Consider the following 17390-nt stretch of genomic DNA (forward strand, 5'->3'; position numbering starts at 1 on the left):
ACCTTAAACAATTTTAAAATGAAAACGAATCATTTGCCCCGGTTTTTACAACAACGCAAATTTTTTCTGGCTCTCCCCCTGTTAACAATCCCCTTTATCACGCTGATATTTTGGCTCCTGGGTGGTGGTCAAGTCAACCAAATGCAGGCGCAGTCACCTACTGCCCATAAAGGGTTTAATTTAGAACTACCAACGGCATACCTGCCAGAAGAGCAACCCTTAAATAAGTTAAGCTATTACGAAAAAGCAACCCAGGATTCGGCCCGGCTGGAGAAACTCTTAAAAAAGGACCCTAACTGCCAGCCGCCGCTAAAACCAACGGGAGAAGAAAACGACCTGGCAGGTATCGAACAAAAATTACACCTGACTTCAAACAGTCTAAACACCACTCTGCTAAACCCAGCGGATGATGTCACTACCCAAGAAGCCCAAATTTACCAAAAGCTGCAACAGGTAAATACGGCGCTCAAGAAAGCGGAAAAGCAACCCAATATTAAATCACAGATTGGTACAGGTCTTTTAAATCACCCGGGTACTTTCCTGAACCAGGCAGATATGGACCGCTTGGAACAAATGATGGGAATGATGAAAAACGGAAATCCCGATGAAGACCCAGAAATGAAGCAGATAAGTGGCATGCTGGACAAAATATTGGCTATTCAGCATCCCGAGCGAGTACGGGATAAAGTCCTCCTGACTCAGCCTCATTACCCAAGGCAGGTTTTATCGGCTGGTGTCCTTCCGGCAGAGCCCATATCTTTAGTAGAGAATATTCCTGATGTCAGGAATTTGGGGATTGCCTCAGCCAAAGCATCGTTAACCACCAAAGGCTTCCTGTCTCTGGAAGAACCTAAAAATAGCCTAAACGCGGAGCAAAATACTATTCCGGCCGTCCTGCACGAAACCCAAACCCTGGTAGAGGGAGCGGTGGTTAAACTAAGATTAATGGAAGTTATATACCTGAACGGCGTAACGGTTCCGGCCGGCACGCTGGTTTATGGAACGGCTTCCCTACAGGACGAACGGCTACACATTAAGATAAACCACATAACTTACCAGCAATCTCTAATTCCGGTAGACTTAACCGTGTGGGATTTGGATGGGATGAACGGCATTCACATGCCCGGCACCCTTTCCCGGGAAGTTGCCCGCCAATCAACGAATCAGGCACTACAAGGTATTGGCCTGCCCACTTACGACCCTTCGTTTGGCACCCAGGCCGCTGGTGCTGGCATCGAAGCAGCTAAAACACTCCTCAGCAAAAAGACCAAACAGGTTAAAGTGACGGTGAAAGCTGGTTACCAAGTGTTGCTCCGCGATGGCCGGCAAAAGAACTTCACCAGCCCCACCAGAACTTAAAACCAATTAGTAAAATAAACCTCACTTGAACTTTAAAAAGCTAAGAAAATGAATCGTACCATGCTCCTTACCGGATTACTGCTATGCTGCTGTACCATTTTAACTATGGGTCAAGCCAGCCTGGATGTTCCCGCTGTCACTATAATAAAACCTTATCAATTAGCTATTTCTACAACAAAAACAACCCACCTGATATTTCCGCATACGATTAAAAGTGTGGACCGGGGGAGCCGGGAAGTGCTTGCTGAAAAGGCTAAAGGCGTAGATAACATCTTACTGGTGAAAGCCGGCAGCCTGAACTTTCCCGAAACAAACTTAAGCGTTATCACCACCGATGGCCGGTTTTATTCCTTCCGGGTGGTTTATGTTAGCCAACCGGCCGCGCTTTCCTTTTCATTTTCCAATGATACCAGTTCCTCAAGCCATCTATCCTATTTCCCTTTAAGCGCGAATAAAGCTATCCTGGAACAGTTAGCAGAAAATATTGCCCAGAAGAAAAAAATGAACTTGGGGGTAAAAAATTCTAAAAACAAAGTCCGGCTTCAGTTGAATGGGCTTTACATCCGGGACGATGTAGTTTTCTACCAGTTGGCAATCCAAAACCACTCCCCTATCCGGTACGATACCGACCTGCTGCGCATTTTTATTCGGGATAAACAACAAGCGCGCCGGACGGCTAGTCAGGAAATTCCACTGACGCCCTTACACCTTAAGGGTAATGCTTCTATCATACCTGGTCAATCCCAACAGGTATTGGTATTAGCTTTACCTAAACTTACCATTCCGGACCAGAAATTTCTGGCCATCCAACTGATGGAGAAAAATGGCGGCCGCCATTTAATGCTAAAGGTGCATAACCCAACGTTGCTTAAAGCCCAGCCTATTATAGACTAATCAAACTGCTTTACCCTCATTATAATTTTATAACCTTAACTATTGTCAATCATGAACCAACAAAACTTTGACTACCTGAAAGACCAGGTAAAATATACCGGTTTTGGGGATGGCCTGGAAAAGGATTTAAAAGAACAACTCCAAAAGCAAGCCTCCGAATTCCAGCTCGCCTACCGCATAAAAATAGGTCAGGATATGGCCGCTGTAACTTTGCACTTTAAAAAATCAGACCAGAGCGACCTGTACTTTTTTAACCGGTATCAACTAACCTTAAAACCCGACCAAGACCAGCAGCAGATAAACCAAACCTTTTATATTCATAAAGGCCAGAACATCACCCTCAAGGAAGCTTATAATCTATTGAACGGCCGGGCGGTGAATAAGGACTTGCTGAATAAAGAGGGCCAGATATACAATGCCTGGCTACAACTTGATTTTAAACAAACAGAACCAAACGGCAACTTTAAGATAAAACAATTTCACCAGAATTATAGCTTTAATTTGGAAGCAGCACTGGCTAAATATCACATCAAAGAATTAAAGGAGGAGCCGGAAAAAAGCCGCTTACTGGAGTCTTTGCAGAAGGGTAACCGCCAGGCGGTTACCTTAATCCAGGAAGGCAGAGAACAAAAGCATTATATTGAGGCCAATCCCCGGTTTAAAACCATGAACCTTTATGATGGTAACCTGCAGCGACTGAATCATAACCAGTTGAAGGCAGAAAGTCAAACCACTAAGCATTCGGAAAAGCAGGAGATGCAAAAAACCAATGTTAAGCCAGTCCAGGAACCAGCCGGTGAATCTACAACGCCGGCTCAGAAAAGAGGGAAAAAGAATGGCGCGACCTTACACTAATGGAGAATTCATCATGTCATCGGCAGAAGTCTTATCCTCGTTTTTTACCAGAATTGCCCGGGACCCGCGCATCAGTCTGAACCATATCGGGATGTATGCCGCCCTGGTGCAATTCCGCCTGGAGCATGGTTTTGATAACCCGATATGTGCCTTTAGGTATGAGTTGATGCAGTTGGCTAAAATTTCCGGGAAATCCACCTACCACAAACTCATCAAAGATTTAAGTGACTTTGGCTATATCCGCTATGCACCTTCCAGGAGAAGGAACCAAGGCAGTACCATTTATTTCCCGGTCGATTTAGCCCTTGAAAGTATAAAATAAAACACGCTGTAAATACGAAGTTTATGCAGGTAGAATTGATTACAAAGGAAGATTTACAAGCCTTCCGTTTACAACTCGTAAATGAATTGAAAGAACTATTACGTTCCCACCAACCCACCACCCCGGAATGGCTGCGTAGCAGTGAAGTTAGGAAGAAGCTGAAAATATCAGCCAGTACCTTGCAAAACTATCGGATTAGCGGGAAGTTAACGGCTTCCAAGGTTGGCAGTATTCATTTTTATCGGAGTATGGAGGTGGAAAGATTATTAGATAATAACCGATGATCTAGTTTCCATGAAGCAGGTAACAGAACTAAAGAGAGGCTATATCACCCTAATTCGTGATGAGCGCATCAACGTCTGGCATATTAGCATTTACATAGCCTTCTTGTATTTGTGGGTTCGAAAAAAGGGTATAAACCCGTTGTATATTACGCGTAAAAAAGTCATGAAACTGGCCCATATCAGTAGCATCGCCACCTACCACAAATGCATCAAACAATTGCAGGAATTTGGGTACATTCGTTATGTACCCTCCTACAATCGTTTCTTAGGAACCCAGGTTTTTCTGGTAGCAGTTCCAGATTAAACCAAAGCTCAGTTTAATTATTGTTAACCGACTTTAAATTACCTAACCTTTTTAGCTAATTTACTTTTCAGAAGGTTCATATCCTCACTAATCTTTTTGTCCAGTATTTTAGCGTAGTGCTGGGTCTGTTTCATGGATTTATGGCCCAGCATTTTAGAAACTGTTTCCATGGGCACCCCATTGCTCAGGGTAATCGTAGTGGCAAAGGTATGCCGGGCAATGTGAAAAGTTAAGTTTTTGTTGATGCCACAAACATCAGCAATCTCCTTCAGGTAGGCATTCATCTTCTGGTTACTTAACACCGGCAACACCTTGCCAGTATTACAACATTGCGGATGGTCCTGGTAGCGCTTGATAATCTCCAAAGCCATAGGTAATAAAGGCATCCGGGAGACAGTTTCAGTTTTCTGCCGCATGGTCAGCAGCCACTGCTCACCATCCATACCAACTGCTATCTCCGAGCGTTTTAACTTTTTTACATCGGCATAGGCCAATCCGGTATAACAACTGAACAGAAAAATATCTTTAACCTGATTCAGCCTTTCGATGGTAAAGGATTTGACCGCAATGATTTGCAGTTCCTTTTCCGTCAGGGCGGTTCGCACCACCTCCCTTTTATTCATTTTAAACCCCAGGAAAGGATCCCGATTAAGCCAGCCATTCCGCACACAGTGTAATATCACTTTTTTAAAGTTACTTAAATATTTCATGGTAGTATTGTGGCTGCAATGCCGTACACTTTTGAGCCAGAAAGCATATTCGGATATAAACTCATAATCAAGTTGCTGAATAGCCATATCAGCTACCCCGTATTTCCATTGGATAAACGAACGGGTATGGGCTAAAGAGGTTTGATAACGCTCTAGGGTACCGGGAGCAAATTCCCGGCCAACCAGCGCTTTCATTTGCTGATTATGCTGCTGAAAGACTGCCAGCACAGTCCTTTTATTTTCTTCCTTTCCGGTAAGTTCCTGCTTGAGAGCTTCTGCCGTTATTAGCTTATCCGCTTCCAGTAAGGTTCTCCGGGCTTCATGCACTTTGGTGCGTAAAGTTTCCAGGTACTGATTGAGGGACTTGGCATCCTCTTTCGAGCCGGTAGCCCGGCCGGCTTCTGCACTCCAACGGGCAGGTTCCCACAATCTTTTGGTAGATATTTCTCGGGCAGCACCATCTACGGTGAGGCGCAGGTAAACGTACTTTGGACCGGTAGTGTAATTTTTAGGTTGTTTTAGAAAGAAAAACAACCCGAAGCTCTTTTCCATTTTTATTCCTCCATTTTAAATTAAATTTCGGAATACAGCTCCATTGATACAAGATGTTTACGCCGTGAACTACTGTATACCAACAACTAACCACCATTTTCTAGCGTCTTTTTTATACCTAAAAAGACGCCACGAATTACGCTGGTAAATTATGTGTTTAAATGCATGATTTAGCGGAGCAGGCAAAATAAAAAGGCCTTTAAATCATTGATTTAAAGGCCTTTGCTGCTTTTTGGTGAAGCAATCAGCAGAGAGGATGGGATTCGAACCCACGATACCCTTTTGAGGTATACACACTTTCCAGGCGTGCTCCTTCAACCACTCGGACACCTCTCTGTAATTGGCTTGCAAATTAAAGGATTAATACCGCACTTTGCAAATATTTAAATTTTAAAACCATTTAGTTTACAAAGGTTCTAAAGATATCTCGCCGCGCAAATTACTTTCAAGCATTTTCCGGCTTTGTTCCGGAGGTAAATCCTGGCCCAGCACAAACATTAATTTGGTAACAGCGGCCTCGCTCGTAATATCGTAACCGCCAATTACACCTAAATCGCTTAAATATTTACTCGTCTGGTACATTCCCTGCTCTACCCGCCCGCCATCGCACTGGCTCACGTTTAAAATAAAGGTACCCCGGTCTACGGCTTCCTTAATAGCATTTAAAAACCAGGGAGCCGTTGGGGCATTGCCCGATCCGTAACTTTCCAGCACTACGCCTTTCAACCCTTTGGTTACCAATAAATTCCGGATTACACGCTCGGCCAAGCCTGGAAACAACCGTAACCTTACAATATTTTTTTCGAGTTTCTGGTGCGCTTTAAAGGTGCCCGTTGGGAATTGCAGCAACATCATGGAATGATACTCAATATTTACCCCGGCGTGTGCCAGCGGCGGGTAATTAGACGACCGGAAAGCGTTAAAATGCCGGCTTTCTACTTTTTTAGAGCGATTGCCCCGCAACAATAAACGGCCAAACATAATACACACTTCCGGCACAATACACCGGCCTTTGCGGGTAGATACAGCCACTTCCAACGCGGTAATCAGGTTTTCACGGGCATCGGTGCGCATTTTGCCAATAGGTACCTGCGCCCCCGTAAACACCACCGGCTTTTGTAGGTTTTCGAGCAAATAACTCAAAGCCGAAGCGCTGTAAGCCATGGTATCGGTGCCGTGCAGAATTACAAACCCATCGTAGTCGTTGTAATTTTCCTGAATAATGGCGGCCAGCTTAATCCAGTCTTCGTCGGTTACGTTAGAAGAATCAATGGGCTCTTCGTAACTGATTAGCGATAAAGCAATATTTAATTGCCGGAGCTCGGGTACCCGGAATAATATTTCTTCGAAATTAAAAGGCACCAGATGGCTACCCGTCCGGTCGTAAATCATACCAATGGTACCACCGGTATAAATGAGCAGCACCGAGCCTTCAGGTTCGAGGGTTAAAGCTGTATTAAGATTTACTTTACGTAAGGCCATGCTACAAATTAAATAGTTTTTTAGTATTAGCTGTACACGCCTCTACCAACTCCGCTAACGGCACGTTTTTTATTTCGGCTACCCGTTTAGCCACCAGAGGCAGGTAAGCCGGCTCGTTCCGTTTACCCCGGTGCGGCACGGGCGCCAAATAAGGGCAATCCGTTTCGAGCATTAAATATTCTAAAGGCACTTCGGGCAAAACTTTATCTAAGCCGCCGTTTTTAAAGGTAGCTACGCCGCCAATGCCCAGGTAAAAACCGGTTTTAATTACTTTTTGTGCTTCTTCGGCGGTGCCCGAAAAACAATGAAACACGCCTTGCAAGGTACCATCCTGGCTACGTTCTATTATTTCGTAAACTTCGTTAAAAGCTTCGCGGGTGTGCAGCACAATCGGAATATTATATTTTTTTGCCCAGTCTACCTGAATTTGTAAAGCTTCCTGCTGCTGCGGCAAAAAAGTTTTATCCCAGTACAGATCAATGCCGGTTTCACCGATGGCAATAAATTTACGTTGGTTCAACCAGTTTTCAACGGTATAGAGTTCTTTTTCAAAATGCTTCTGTACCGAACACGGGTGTAAGCCCATCATAGCCAGACAAACTGCCGGATGGTCGGCTTCGGTTTGCAACATTACATCAATGGATGTATGGTCTACGTTGGGCATTAAAATTTGCGCCACGCCCGCTTCGGTAGCTTTCCGGATTGTTTCGTCCCGGTCGGGCTTAAATTGCTCCGAATAAATATGAGCGTGCGAATCTATATAATTTAAAACAGACATACCGGCAGCATAACGTTACTCCAGATTAATATTTTCGCGCTTTCCAGTTTACCTTTAATGGCAACAGAAAGAACAAAATGGTAACCAGGGACACAAATATCGTATAAAACTCAAATAAAATTAATTTATCCAGCCGGTATCTTAACCCCAGCTTGGCTAAGCACCTGTAAATGAACCAGGTTTGCAGAAATAATTTAGCCAAGAAAATACCCAGCACTACCCACCCCGAGGTATAAGCCACAAACGGCAGGCAAAAAGCATAAAACGAGGCGTATATCACTAAAACCAGGCTCATGTACCAGGGTAAATGCCAGATTCCCTGCATCCAGCGTTTGCGCTGGTGCAACAGTTGCCCCAGGTTTTGGGCCGGGGCCGATAAAGCTAATACCCCCGGATGGAAAATATTAAGGGTGCGAAATTTTTGCTTGGTAACTGCTTTAAATAGCTGCACATCTTCGGTTACCGAAAAAGGCATGTTTTCGTAGCCGCCCGTAGCTTCGTAAGCCGCGCGGGTAACCAGCATGTTATTGCCCATGGTACTCACCGGCAGTTTTAAATTTGCTACTATTTGCATCAGGCCCAGGGCATTTACCCAATCTATGGCCTGGAGTTCCGGAAACAAGCCTTTGCCGGTAACGGTGGTAATGCCCGTAATTATGCCAATATTGGGTTGGCGGGTACCGGCCAACATATCCCGAATCCAAGTACGGGGTACTTCTATGTCGGCATCGGTAATAAAATAAATATCCGAAGTAGCCAGCCGGGTTAGGTGGGCCAGTACATTGGCTTTGCCCCTCGCCTGTCCTAAGTTTTCTTTAATCTGCACGCAGCGGTAAAAGGGCTTGTGTTTAATATATTGCCGAATTACTTCGTAGGTATTATCGGTAGAGGCATCATCGCCCAGCAATATTTCAATTTTGTTTTGCGGGTAATCTAACCGCCCAATGGCCTCCAGGCATTTTAGAATGGTATGCTCTTCGTTGCGGACCGCAATTAAAATACTAACGTAGGGTTGTATGCCCAACGGGGCAGGCGCTTTGGGTTGGTTAACCGCTTGCAGCACCACCACGAGTATAAATATCCCGAAAAAAATACTGAAATAAATAAGCGATACAATCATAAAGCGCTGAACCGGTAACCCAAAGCGGTAAAGTGCGCCAGTAATCGCGGCAAAACATATTGCATATTACGGCTGGCTTTCTGGCTATCGTGAAACACAACGATAGAACCGGGTTTCGTGTTTTTGATTGTTTTATTTAAACACGCCTCTTGCGTTAAACTTTTATCAAAGTCGTAGGTTAAAACATCCCACATAACTATTTGATAATCTGATTTTAATAAATAATACTGCTGTGGCGTAAATTTACCGTATGGCGGCCGGAATAATTTATTTTTTTTTGCCGGAATAATTTTATCCAGTTCCTGCTGACATTGCTCAATATTAGCCAGGTAAGCCGCAGATCGGGTTTGCCAGCCTTTTAAATGGTGGTAAGTATGGTTGGCCAAGGTGTGGCCGGCGGCGGCAGTTTGCATAACCAGCTCCGGGTATTTCCGGAGGTTATCACCAACGCAGAAAAAAGTAGCCTGGGCTTGGTATTGCTGTAGCTGGTCGAGTACAAAAGGCGTGAATTCAGGCACCGGGCCATCGTCGAAGGTAAGGTAAATAATTTTTTCGGAGGTAGGCCGGTGCCAGGTTAAGCCGGGCAGCAAAGTTTTTACCAGCCAGGGCGTACTAAACAGGCGCACGGGATTTAGCTTGCGTGTTTAAAACTTCTTCGAGTACGCGCATTACTTTTTCGGCGCTATGCTCCCACGAAAACCGACTGGCATTTTGCAAACCGGCCTGCACCAGTTGCGTCCGCACTTCTAAGTCGTGGTACACTTGTATAAGCGCGTGCGTAATTTCTTCTACGACCAACGGATTAACCAGCATGGCACCGTTACCGGCCACCTCGGGCATCGCACTGGTATTGGCAGTAATAATCGGGCAGCCGCATTGCTGCGCTTCCACAACGGTAATTCCAAAGCCTGTTAGCGCAGGCACGTACACGTTAGCCACAGCCGCTCCGTAAAGTTGTATTAGTTCGGCATCGCTCACGCGCCCGGTAAATATTACTTCGGATTTAAACTGCATTTGGTTGTAAGCTTCCTTTATACCCTTGCCCGACCATTTTTTTCCGCCCACCATGAGCAATTTTACTTCGCTGCCGGTTTTAAGCTTAAACATATCAAAAGCCTGGAAAAGATTAATTAGATTTTTACGCGCTTGCAGACCTCCCACAAACATAAAGAAAGCTTCGCCGTGCGCGTATTTTTGCCGGATGGCTACTTGCTGGCCAAAATTTACTTTCCGGAAATTAGCTCCGGCAGCATTATGTACCACTCTAATTTTATCCGGATTTATATTGTATTGCTGTATTATATCCTGACGGGTAAACACCGATACCGCAATTATTTTATTTGAGGCTTGGGCAAAGCGTGGGCCATAATAATTTAAATATTTCCGGTTAAGATAATCTTCATCCTGCGGATAATGTTCGTAGGCCAGGTTGTGTATAACGGTTACCCGCGGTACCGTCGTATTAAGCGTAGTCATGCCATCCGGGGATAGAAAAATATCGGGCTGCAGCTTTTTTAAGGCTTTGGCTAAACTTACCTGATACCACCAGTAAAACAAAAATGGGTGCCTGGCCGATGGATACACAACTATCGGCTTTACGTTGGCACTATAAATAAATTGCTTATCGTAAGCCCGATCGAAGAAAAAGTAGAACTCGTGCTCTGGGTATTTCACCGTTAGCCGGCGCAATATTTCGTGCGTAAACCTGCCGATGCCTGCTAACCGGTTGGGTAATAAAAAGCGTGTATTTACGGCTATCTTCAACGGTAATGCAATAATATTTTAAATTAATCTGCTGCCTTTTTTAGGAGCAACATGGAAGGGGTCAGAAATATACCCAAAATGGCATGCTTTGGTTTTGCGTCCGGTTTTCTACTACCAGCTCCGAGTTTATCAGCAGGTTAAGCCAAACCATAAAATCAATATTTCCGGGCAATTTTTATTAAGCTTGAATTTGCGGCAAAATAACGAAATAAACAGAAGCTTTCGTGATTCCATTTTGGTACCCCAAAAAATCTACCGAAACAGGACGGTACTAATAGCAGGCACCCATTAATAAGGTAAGCCAGAAGTAACTACCTGTTAAATATAAGGCTGAGGCATTTTTTCTATTCCTTTATCCTGCTTACTGAAGCAATATTGCATTAATATTTAAGATAACCGGGCAGATAAAAGGTTAGGGCAATATTTAACTAATATTTATTGCATTTAATCTATAAATTTTGTAATTTAAATTATTCTTTATCAACCTGTTAAACCCAGACGTTATGGAAAATGCAACCGCAATAGACCCCGCCAATGTAACGGCTAATGGTGCCGGCACCACGCATTATTCTTACTGCAATTTACCAGTTGCTCCCGAACGCATACTGGGTCCCGAAATTCATGAAAACCGCGCTAGTTTAATTTTGCTTTTTAGTAATAAATGGGTAAACGGCACGGTACTCCGCTATTATTTCTTCGATAAAGAAACCGACGGCAATAATGTGATGCTGACCAACGGCACCAAGCAATGGCGAACCTTTACCACTTCCGAAGCCGAAAAAGAGGTGGTGCGGAAAGCTTTTACAACCTGGAAAAACTTAGGCATTGGGTTAGAATTTAAAGAAGTAAGGTCGCGCGACGAAGCCGAAATACGGATTGGTTTTATGCGGGGCGACGGGGCTTGGTCGTACATTGGCCGCGATATTATTGATTTAAATATTGGCCGCGACGATCGCACCATGAATTTTGGCTGGGATTTAACCCGCCACCCACGCGAACTCGATACGGCCTTGCACGAAATTGGCCATACCCTGGGGTTTCCGCACGAACACCAAAATCCGTACGCGGGTATAGTCTGGGACGAAGAAGCCGTTTATGCTGCCCTGTCGCAGCCACCTAACAGCTGGAGCCGCGACAAAACTTACCACAATATTATTCGCAAGATTGCGGCCGATACCGTACAGGGTTCTAACTGGGACCCGGATTCCGTGATGCATTATCCGTTTGAGCCAGGCTTAATAAAAGAACCGCCCCAATACCGCAATGGCTTAACCCCGGCCGGCGGGCTTTCGGAACGGGACCAGAATTGGATTAAAAACTTTTACCCGCCCCTAGAACCTGATAAAGAAATTGAGTTAAAAGTAGCTGAATCTGTTAAGCTAAACTTAAATCCGGGAGAACAGAAAGATTTTATTATTAAGCCCAAAGCTTCCCGCAATTACGAAATCCGGACTTTTGGTTCTTCCGACACGGTAATTGTACTCTTCGAGAACGTAAAAGGCGAACTACGCTACTTTAAAGGCGATGACGACAGCGGGGAAGACCGGAATGCCCTTATTAAAACCAGATTACGCAAAGGCCGCTCGTATGTACTGCGGGTAAGACTTTATTACGCCAACCACGCCGGCGAAACCGCCGTGATGTATTATTAAATATTACAAGCTGCCTTATTAACTGCAATGTAAAATCAAGCATCATTCAGGCTTAACCGATATTACGCAAAATTTTCCAGTAAACAGTTTTTTTAAGACTAAGCAGTCCACACTTGTCATTCAGGAGGAACCTATTTAGCAAGTAACCAAATAGGTTCCTCCTGAATGACAAGTGTGGATTGCTTAAACCTCTTTTTATATTAAGTCACTTCAATTTCTATTATTCAGCTAAAAAGTAATAATAGCCAACTTAAAATTGAAAACAAGACAGCACATGGTGTAAGCCATACATTCGGTTTAAAACTGCAAATCCACCACCTTACCAATTATAATTATAGCCGGTGAACCAAAGTGCTGCTCCTTTACCAGGGCTTCAATGGTATCTACAGTACCCGCTACCATCCGCTGGTTGGGGCGGGTACCGTTCTGAATAACAGCCACGGGGGTTTGGCTTTTGCCCACGGCTTTAAATAATTTGGTAATTTCGCCCAAATTATTCATGCCCATTAATATTACCACTGTAGCCGTAGATTGCGCTGCCAGTTGTAAATCGCTGGAAATATGACCTTGGGTAGTGGCACCGGTAATAACCCAGAAACTCTCCGAAACCCCGCGGCTGGTAAGCGGAATATTGAAGGCCTCGGGTACGGCTACGGCACTGCTAATACCCGGTATTACAACGGTTTCTATCCCAAAAGAACTGGCATAAACTATTTCTTCGTATCCCCGGCCAAAAACAAAAGGGTCGCCGCCCTTCAGGCGCACAATATGGCCGTAATCCTGGGCGTACGATACAATCAACTGGTTTATTTCGGTTTGAGAATATTCGTGGTTACCCGAGCGCTTGCCCACAAAAATGCGGGGAGCGGTAGCCGGAGCCAAATCCAGCAACTCGGTGTTAACTAAGGCATCGTAAAGAACCGCGTTGGCTTGCGACAGGGCTTGCGCACCCCGTAAGGTAATTAAATCGGTAGCTCCCGGGCCTGCGCCAATCAGGGTTACTTTCGGCTTTTGAACTTGCATGAAATAAGTGGCCGGTTTTTGAAAAGAGTGGCAATATAAAGCAAAATCGGGCACGCTTGCAAACGTACCCGATCTGCGCCTACGCGAACGCTCTTCTTTTCCGGTTCAAACGGCGGTAATTAAATAAACCAAAGCTTTAGTTGGCAAATTGCTTTAATAAATGCTGGTCTTCTACGGCCAAGGCATCGGTAAGTAAATAATGCAACAATTTTAACAAGGCTTTATAGGTGGGCAAATTTTTTAACGTTTGGCGGTTACGCGGGCGGGGCAGCCAAACCGAAAGATTTTCGGCAATTGCCCCTAACTTAACCGGGTTCATAATTAATATCCGGTCGGCCATAAAAACAGCATCTTCCAGGTGCTGCGTAGCATATATTACTGTGCGGGGCTTTTCTTCCGAATCCATTAAATTTAACAAACTCATGTGGAGCAGTCCTTTTTCTGAGGCATCCAGCGAATCGAATAAATAATCGAGTAGTACCACCGCGTGGCCGGCGGCAAACCGCAAAGCCAATTTAGTTTGCTGAATTACCAAGCCCGGCACCTGCAAAGGCGTTAAATCGCGGTAAGCCTGTAAGCCGGCTGCGGTTAAATATTGCTCGGTTAAGGTTTTCTTTTGATTTACGCCTAAATAAGATTGGTAATAATGAATAACCTGGTAAACCTGGTGGTAAATACTGTGTACTGGTGAAAGATTCCGGTAATAAAATTCGGCTTCGTTGGTGGCGGCAGCAATGGCGCGGCCACCCGCATAGGTTCTTTTTTGAATGTCGTGCTGTTCCTGGAAAACCTGGTGCAGCCAGGCCACACAACTACTACGCCCACCCATTAACACCACAATCTCGCCCTGGCAGTTCTGCAGATTAAAAGCTGGATTTAATTTATAGCGGCCTTTGATAGTAGATAAATACGGGTCCATTTCTTTGATTTGGTGGTAACGCATGATTCTCATAAGGCAGCTATTTTATAATATTATAATTTTTTACATCCAGATTAACTTGATTTGTGCCTTTCCGTGAAAGCTGGGCAATAGCAGTTATGTTTGTTAGACGATAATATTTCGTATCTACTGCTCAGCTTTCACAGGAAAGGGCTTAATATTTTTAGTTTATACCATCTGATAAGAAAAGTATAACTGATTTAATTTTTAAGGCTACAAAACTCAATTTAAATATCTTCATTATTATAGGTAATTGTTTGAATTTTATATATCAAACATACACAAACACCTTAAAATTAACAACACACATTCTAAAAAATATTTATTTTTCAAAATACCCCTTCAAATTTAACCACCTTTAAAGTTAATTTAAGTATTTAGATTGTTTTGTATTAAATTTTTAAAGCAGTCTTTTTTGTCTTTGCTATACTTTTGCAGATTTCACCTAGCATTAAGCTGGCAAGTTTTCATTTTACAATCTGGGTATTGGTTTTAATAAGTAAATTGCGGCCCTTATTTCAGGTACATGGGCAGTAGAAAAAAGAATATTTCAGACTTAAGTTGGTTACTGCTTAAGCTCTTTATTCTGGCGGGTACATTTTATTATTTATACCAAACAATTATTGGCGAAGGGCAAAAGCCGGAAACCTGGTTTTTAGAGTTGCTGCGCACCTTACAAAAAGGTCGGGGCGCTTTCATTTTTCTAGCCTTGGGCCTTATTACTTTAAATTGGGGGCTGGAAGCCCGCAAGTGGCAAAAATTGGCGGCTAAAGTAGAGCCGCTCACCTTTTGGCAGGCCTACCGGTCGGTATTAGTCGGCATTTGCCTGGGCTTTATTACCCCCAACCGGATGGGCGACTACGCCGGGCGCATTATGGAACTGCAAAGCCGGCAACGGCTGGAAGCCCTGGGAGCCATTTTTCTAGGCCGTTTTTGTCAACTAATTATTACGGTAGCAACGGGTTCGGTTGGTATATTTTATTTTCTGGCCAGTTTTCTTAATCCTGGTTTTGGTATTCTGGCCGGTGTTGCTACTACCCTGCTTTTAATTAATGGAGGTATTTTCCTGTTATTATTCCGGCCTGGCATATTGTTAACGGCCGCCGCCGCTATACCCATTTTAAACCGGTTTATGCAATACGTAAATATTATAGATACTTATACCGTGGCCGAAATACGGCATTTGCTTTGGCTATCGTTTTGGCGCTACGGTGTTTTTCTGGGGCAATTTATGTTGTTGTTGTATGCTTTTGGCGTCAAAGTGCCCTGGTACCAGATGGCCTTGGGCATAAGCGGCACTTTTCTCTTAAAATCAGTGGTACCATCGGTGAGCGCCCTCGCCGATTTAGGGATGCGTGAATTATCGGCTATATATTTTTTTAGTTTACTCGGGCAAAGCAGTTTTTTGGTAATGAGCGCCAGCTTAAGTTTATGGTTTATAAATATTGGCATTCCAAGTTTAGTAGGCTTATTATTTATCTGGCGACTGAAATGGAAAATCAAAACTAAAAAAAAGAAAAGTAAAATTAATAGCTTGGTACTGCAAGAAGAAGAACAATACTAAACTAAAACGGGCAGCCTGCTAGGCTGCCCGTTTTACGTTTTAATTAGGAGCATACAAATTATTTAAACATTTAAGCCCCACCCCTGGCGGTATTCGCGGGTTACAAATTGGGTAGCTTCCGGCGAATTGGTAAATTTAAGGTTAGCCGAATCCCACGATAATTTTTTACCGGGGAACCGCGGTGCAATCATACCCAGCAACATGGTTTCGGTTAGCGGGCCGGCGTAGTCGAAGTTAGAAGAAGGCTGTTTTTTGCCGTCTTTGCAGCAGCGTACCCAATCCATTTCGTGACTCACATCGATCCGCGGAATAGTTTTAGCCGGTTGTTTGTAGCTTTCCATGCGGCTTTTGGGTAATAACCGCGGGTTAGAGCCGTACGTGTCGTGCATCAGTTTGCCTTTATCACCAACCATTATCACGCCACCCCCAGTGTTCATATTTTCCGAAATATCCAGTTCTTCGGGGCGCGGCGGCATAATACCCCCATCGGTCCAGATAAGTTTAACCGGCGGCATATTTTCACGGGCCGCAAACTCATAAGTAATTTGGGTAGCCAACGGATAACTTACCCGCGGGTCTTCTTTGGTACCACCCCATGGGGTACTAGAGGCTTCTACGCTAACCGGCGGACCTAATTTTAAGGCCCAATTCGGATGATCGAGTAAATGCGCGCCCATATCGCCCAAAGCGCCTACGCCAAAATCGGTCCAGCCACGCCAGGCAAACGGGTGGTAATCGGGATGGTAAGGCCGCATCGGGGCCGGACCTACAAATAAATCCCAGTTTAAAGTAGCCGGTACCGCCACCGTGTTAGTAGGTCGGGCTTGGCCTTGCGGCCAATACGCCATGGGCCGGTTGGTCCAGGCAAAAACGGTATGCACACTGCCAATCGCGCCATCCCAAATCCATTCGTTTATGAGTCGGGCGCCTTCGCTGGAGTGGCCCTGGTTACCCATTTGGGTAATAATTTTAGCTTTACGGGCAGCTTCGGCCAAGGTGCGGGCTTCGTGTACGGTATACGTAAGCGGTTTTTGCACGTACAAATGCTTCTTCCGCCGAATGGCTTCCATGGCAATTACTGCGTGGGTATGATCAGGCGTGGCGATTACCACCCCATCAATATCCTTTTTCATTTTATCAAACATTTCGCGGTAATCCTGAAATTGCTTGGCTTTGGGATATTGCTCTTTTAACTGCCGGAAATTGGTAATCTGGTCGTTTATACTTTTGCGTTCCTGCTCGGTTTTAGCTGAACTTAAGCGGGTTTGGGCACGGCTGAGGTCATCGTCTAGCTTGGTAAAAGCTTTATTCGCATATTCTTTATCTACATCGCACAAGGCCACAATATTCTGGCTCGACAGGTTTAACAGGTTAGCTCTCCCCATACCGCCTACGCCGATGCCGGCCACATTAAATTTATCGCTGGGCGCTACAAAGCCCGGCCCGCCTAATACGTAACGCGGAAAAATGTAAAAAGAAGCGGCAGTTAAGGCGGCTCCTTTAATAAAATCCCGTCTTCCTAGTGATTTTTTTTCTTCTTTATTGGGCGTTGGTTTTTTATCTGACATGGTGGATGAATATTTTTAATATATAATAAGGTTAAGCCGCTCCTGCTTTGGGCGCTTCCGGGATTTAATGTATTAATTTTATATTTAAAATGCACCTTTTAAGGCATTTTTTAACTATGTTGGAATAAATATTCACTAACATCTAATCTAAAATTAGCCACGAACTGCTACCCCGCCGCTTTTTTATAAAGTAAGAATTAAGATACCTTTGCTAAGCGT

Annotated in this window: 17 protein-coding genes and 1 tRNA gene; 7 read left to right on the forward strand and 11 right to left on the reverse strand. The window is 44.3% G+C overall.

What is annotated here, in order from left to right; genetic code table 11:
* Positions 1-18: 18 nt before the first annotated feature.
* From traM to F0145_RS05210, 5 genes are read left to right on the forward strand one after another with little or no spacing between them, the layout of a single operon-like run.
* Entirely contained in the window at positions 19-1359 is a 1341-nt protein-coding gene (gene traM / locus F0145_RS05190) for a conjugative transposon protein TraM (RefSeq protein ID WP_150087258.1), read from the forward strand.
* A 48-nt stretch (positions 1360-1407) separates the two neighbouring features.
* Positions 1408-2253, forward strand: coding sequence for a conjugative transposon protein TraN (traN, locus tag F0145_RS05195; RefSeq protein WP_150087259.1), 846 nt, complete (start codon positions 1408-1410; stop codon positions 2251-2253).
* 51 nt (positions 2254-2304) lie between these two features.
* Positions 2305-3108, forward strand: coding sequence for a hypothetical protein (locus F0145_RS05200; protein WP_150087260.1), 804 nt, complete (start codon positions 2305-2307; stop codon positions 3106-3108).
* Between the two features lie 13 nt (positions 3109-3121).
* Positions 3122-3430, forward strand: a complete 309-nt coding sequence (locus F0145_RS05205; protein WP_150087261.1) for a hypothetical protein — start codon at positions 3122-3124, stop codon at positions 3428-3430.
* 23 nt (positions 3431-3453) lie between these two features.
* Positions 3454-3714 (forward strand): helix-turn-helix domain-containing protein, encoded by a 261-nt coding sequence (locus tag F0145_RS05210; protein WP_150087262.1) that lies wholly within the window; start codon positions 3454-3456, stop codon positions 3712-3714.
* Positions 3715-3763: 49 nt separating this feature from the next.
* Here F0145_RS05210 and F0145_RS26100 read toward each other — a convergent pair whose 3' ends face one another.
* The 8 genes from F0145_RS26100 to F0145_RS05250 all read right to left on the reverse strand — a co-directional run bounded on the left by F0145_RS26100 (position 3764) and on the right by F0145_RS05250 (position 10424).
* A complete protein-coding gene (locus F0145_RS26100) occupies positions 3764-3931 on the reverse strand; it encodes a hypothetical protein (protein ID WP_190277474.1) in 168 nt (55 codons plus the stop codon).
* Between the two features lie 125 nt (positions 3932-4056).
* Positions 4057-5280, reverse strand: a complete 1224-nt coding sequence (locus F0145_RS05220; RefSeq protein ID WP_150087264.1) for a site-specific integrase — start codon at positions 5278-5280, stop codon at positions 4057-4059.
* 248 nt (positions 5281-5528) lie between these two features.
* Positions 5529-5616 (reverse strand) — tRNA-Ser (locus F0145_RS05225).
* Between the two features lie 69 nt (positions 5617-5685).
* A complete protein-coding gene (locus F0145_RS05230) occupies positions 5686-6762 on the reverse strand; it encodes an asparaginase (RefSeq protein WP_150087265.1) in 1077 nt (358 codons plus the stop codon).
* 1 nt (position 6763) lies between these two features.
* On the reverse strand, positions 6764-7540 hold the full coding sequence (locus F0145_RS05235) for a TatD family hydrolase (RefSeq protein ID WP_150087266.1): 777 nt from the start codon (positions 7538-7540) through the stop codon (positions 6764-6766).
* A gap of 25 nt (positions 7541-7565) precedes the next feature.
* A complete protein-coding gene (locus F0145_RS05240) occupies positions 7566-8660 on the reverse strand; it encodes a glycosyltransferase (protein WP_150087267.1) in 1095 nt (364 codons plus the stop codon).
* Positions 8657-9286, reverse strand: a complete 630-nt coding sequence (locus F0145_RS05245; protein ID WP_150087268.1) for a polysaccharide deacetylase family protein — start codon at positions 9284-9286, stop codon at positions 8657-8659. The genes F0145_RS05240 and F0145_RS05245 overlap by 4 nt, the downstream gene beginning before the upstream one ends.
* Complete coding sequence (locus F0145_RS05250) at positions 9273-10424, reverse strand: glycosyltransferase family 4 protein (RefSeq protein ID WP_150087269.1); 1152 nt, start codon at positions 10422-10424, stop codon at positions 9273-9275. The genes F0145_RS05245 and F0145_RS05250 overlap by 14 nt, the downstream gene beginning before the upstream one ends.
* 503 nt (positions 10425-10927) lie before the next feature.
* Between F0145_RS05250 and F0145_RS05255 the strand changes: the two genes are divergently transcribed.
* Complete coding sequence (locus tag F0145_RS05255) at positions 10928-12076, forward strand: M12 family metallopeptidase (protein WP_150087270.1); 1149 nt, start codon at positions 10928-10930, stop codon at positions 12074-12076.
* A 297-nt stretch (positions 12077-12373) separates the two neighbouring features.
* Here F0145_RS05255 and cobA read toward each other — a convergent pair whose 3' ends face one another.
* Together cobA and F0145_RS05265 are read right to left on the reverse strand one after the other, a co-directional pair.
* A complete protein-coding gene (gene cobA, locus F0145_RS05260; RefSeq protein WP_150087271.1) occupies positions 12374-13099 on the reverse strand; it encodes a uroporphyrinogen-III C-methyltransferase in 726 nt (241 codons plus the stop codon).
* Between the two features lie 136 nt (positions 13100-13235).
* The gene (locus tag F0145_RS05265) at positions 13236-14051 is read right to left on the reverse strand and encodes a hypothetical protein (RefSeq protein ID WP_150087272.1); all 816 of its coding nucleotides are present in this window, start codon (positions 14049-14051) and stop codon (positions 13236-13238) included.
* A gap of 514 nt (positions 14052-14565) precedes the next feature.
* Between F0145_RS05265 and F0145_RS05270 the strand changes: the two genes are divergently transcribed.
* The gene (locus F0145_RS05270) at positions 14566-15603 is read left to right on the forward strand and encodes a lysylphosphatidylglycerol synthase transmembrane domain-containing protein (protein ID WP_150087273.1); all 1038 of its coding nucleotides are present in this window, start codon (positions 14566-14568) and stop codon (positions 15601-15603) included.
* A gap of 62 nt (positions 15604-15665) precedes the next feature.
* Here F0145_RS05270 and F0145_RS05275 read toward each other — a convergent pair whose 3' ends face one another.
* Positions 15666-17171, reverse strand: a complete 1506-nt coding sequence (locus tag F0145_RS05275; protein ID WP_150087274.1) for a Gfo/Idh/MocA family protein — start codon at positions 17169-17171, stop codon at positions 15666-15668.
* Positions 17172-17390 lie beyond the last annotated feature (219 nt).

The organism is Adhaeribacter rhizoryzae (genome assembly GCF_008629685.1).
Classification (GTDB): Bacteria; Bacteroidota; Bacteroidia; order Cytophagales; family Hymenobacteraceae; genus Adhaeribacter; species Adhaeribacter rhizoryzae.

Coding starts and splice junctions, on each gene's coding strand:
- F0145_RS05265 (WP_150087272.1), bottom strand. CDS start 14,051: ATGAGAATCATGCGTTACCACCAAATCAAAGAAATGGACCCGTATTTA.
- F0145_RS05210 (WP_150087262.1), top strand. CDS start 3,454: ATGCAGGTAGAATTGATTACAAAGGAAGATTTACAAGCCTTCCGTTTA.
- F0145_RS05205 (WP_150087261.1), top strand. CDS start 3,122: ATGTCATCGGCAGAAGTCTTATCCTCGTTTTTTACCAGAATTGCCCGG.
- traM (WP_150087258.1), top strand. CDS start 19: ATGAAAACGAATCATTTGCCCCGGTTTTTACAACAACGCAAATTTTTT.
- F0145_RS05200 (WP_150087260.1), top strand. CDS start 2,305: ATGAACCAACAAAACTTTGACTACCTGAAAGACCAGGTAAAATATACC.
- F0145_RS05240 (WP_150087267.1), bottom strand. CDS start 8,660: ATGATTGTATCGCTTATTTATTTCAGTATTTTTTTCGGGATATTTATA.
- F0145_RS05235 (WP_150087266.1), bottom strand. CDS start 7,540: ATGTCTGTTTTAAATTATATAGATTCGCACGCTCATATTTATTCGGAG.
- F0145_RS05270 (WP_150087273.1), top strand. CDS start 14,566: ATGGGCAGTAGAAAAAAGAATATTTCAGACTTAAGTTGGTTACTGCTT.
- F0145_RS05230 (WP_150087265.1), bottom strand. CDS start 6,762: ATGGCCTTACGTAAAGTAAATCTTAATACAGCTTTAACCCTCGAACCT.
- F0145_RS05255 (WP_150087270.1), top strand. CDS start 10,928: ATGGAAAATGCAACCGCAATAGACCCCGCCAATGTAACGGCTAATGGT.
- F0145_RS05275 (WP_150087274.1), bottom strand. CDS start 17,171: ATGTCAGATAAAAAACCAACGCCCAATAAAGAAGAAAAAAAATCACTA.
- traN (WP_150087259.1), top strand. CDS start 1,408: ATGAATCGTACCATGCTCCTTACCGGATTACTGCTATGCTGCTGTACC.
- cobA (WP_150087271.1), bottom strand. CDS start 13,099: ATGCAAGTTCAAAAGCCGAAAGTAACCCTGATTGGCGCAGGCCCGGGA.
- F0145_RS05220 (WP_150087264.1), bottom strand. CDS start 5,280: ATGGAAAAGAGCTTCGGGTTGTTTTTCTTTCTAAAACAACCTAAAAAT.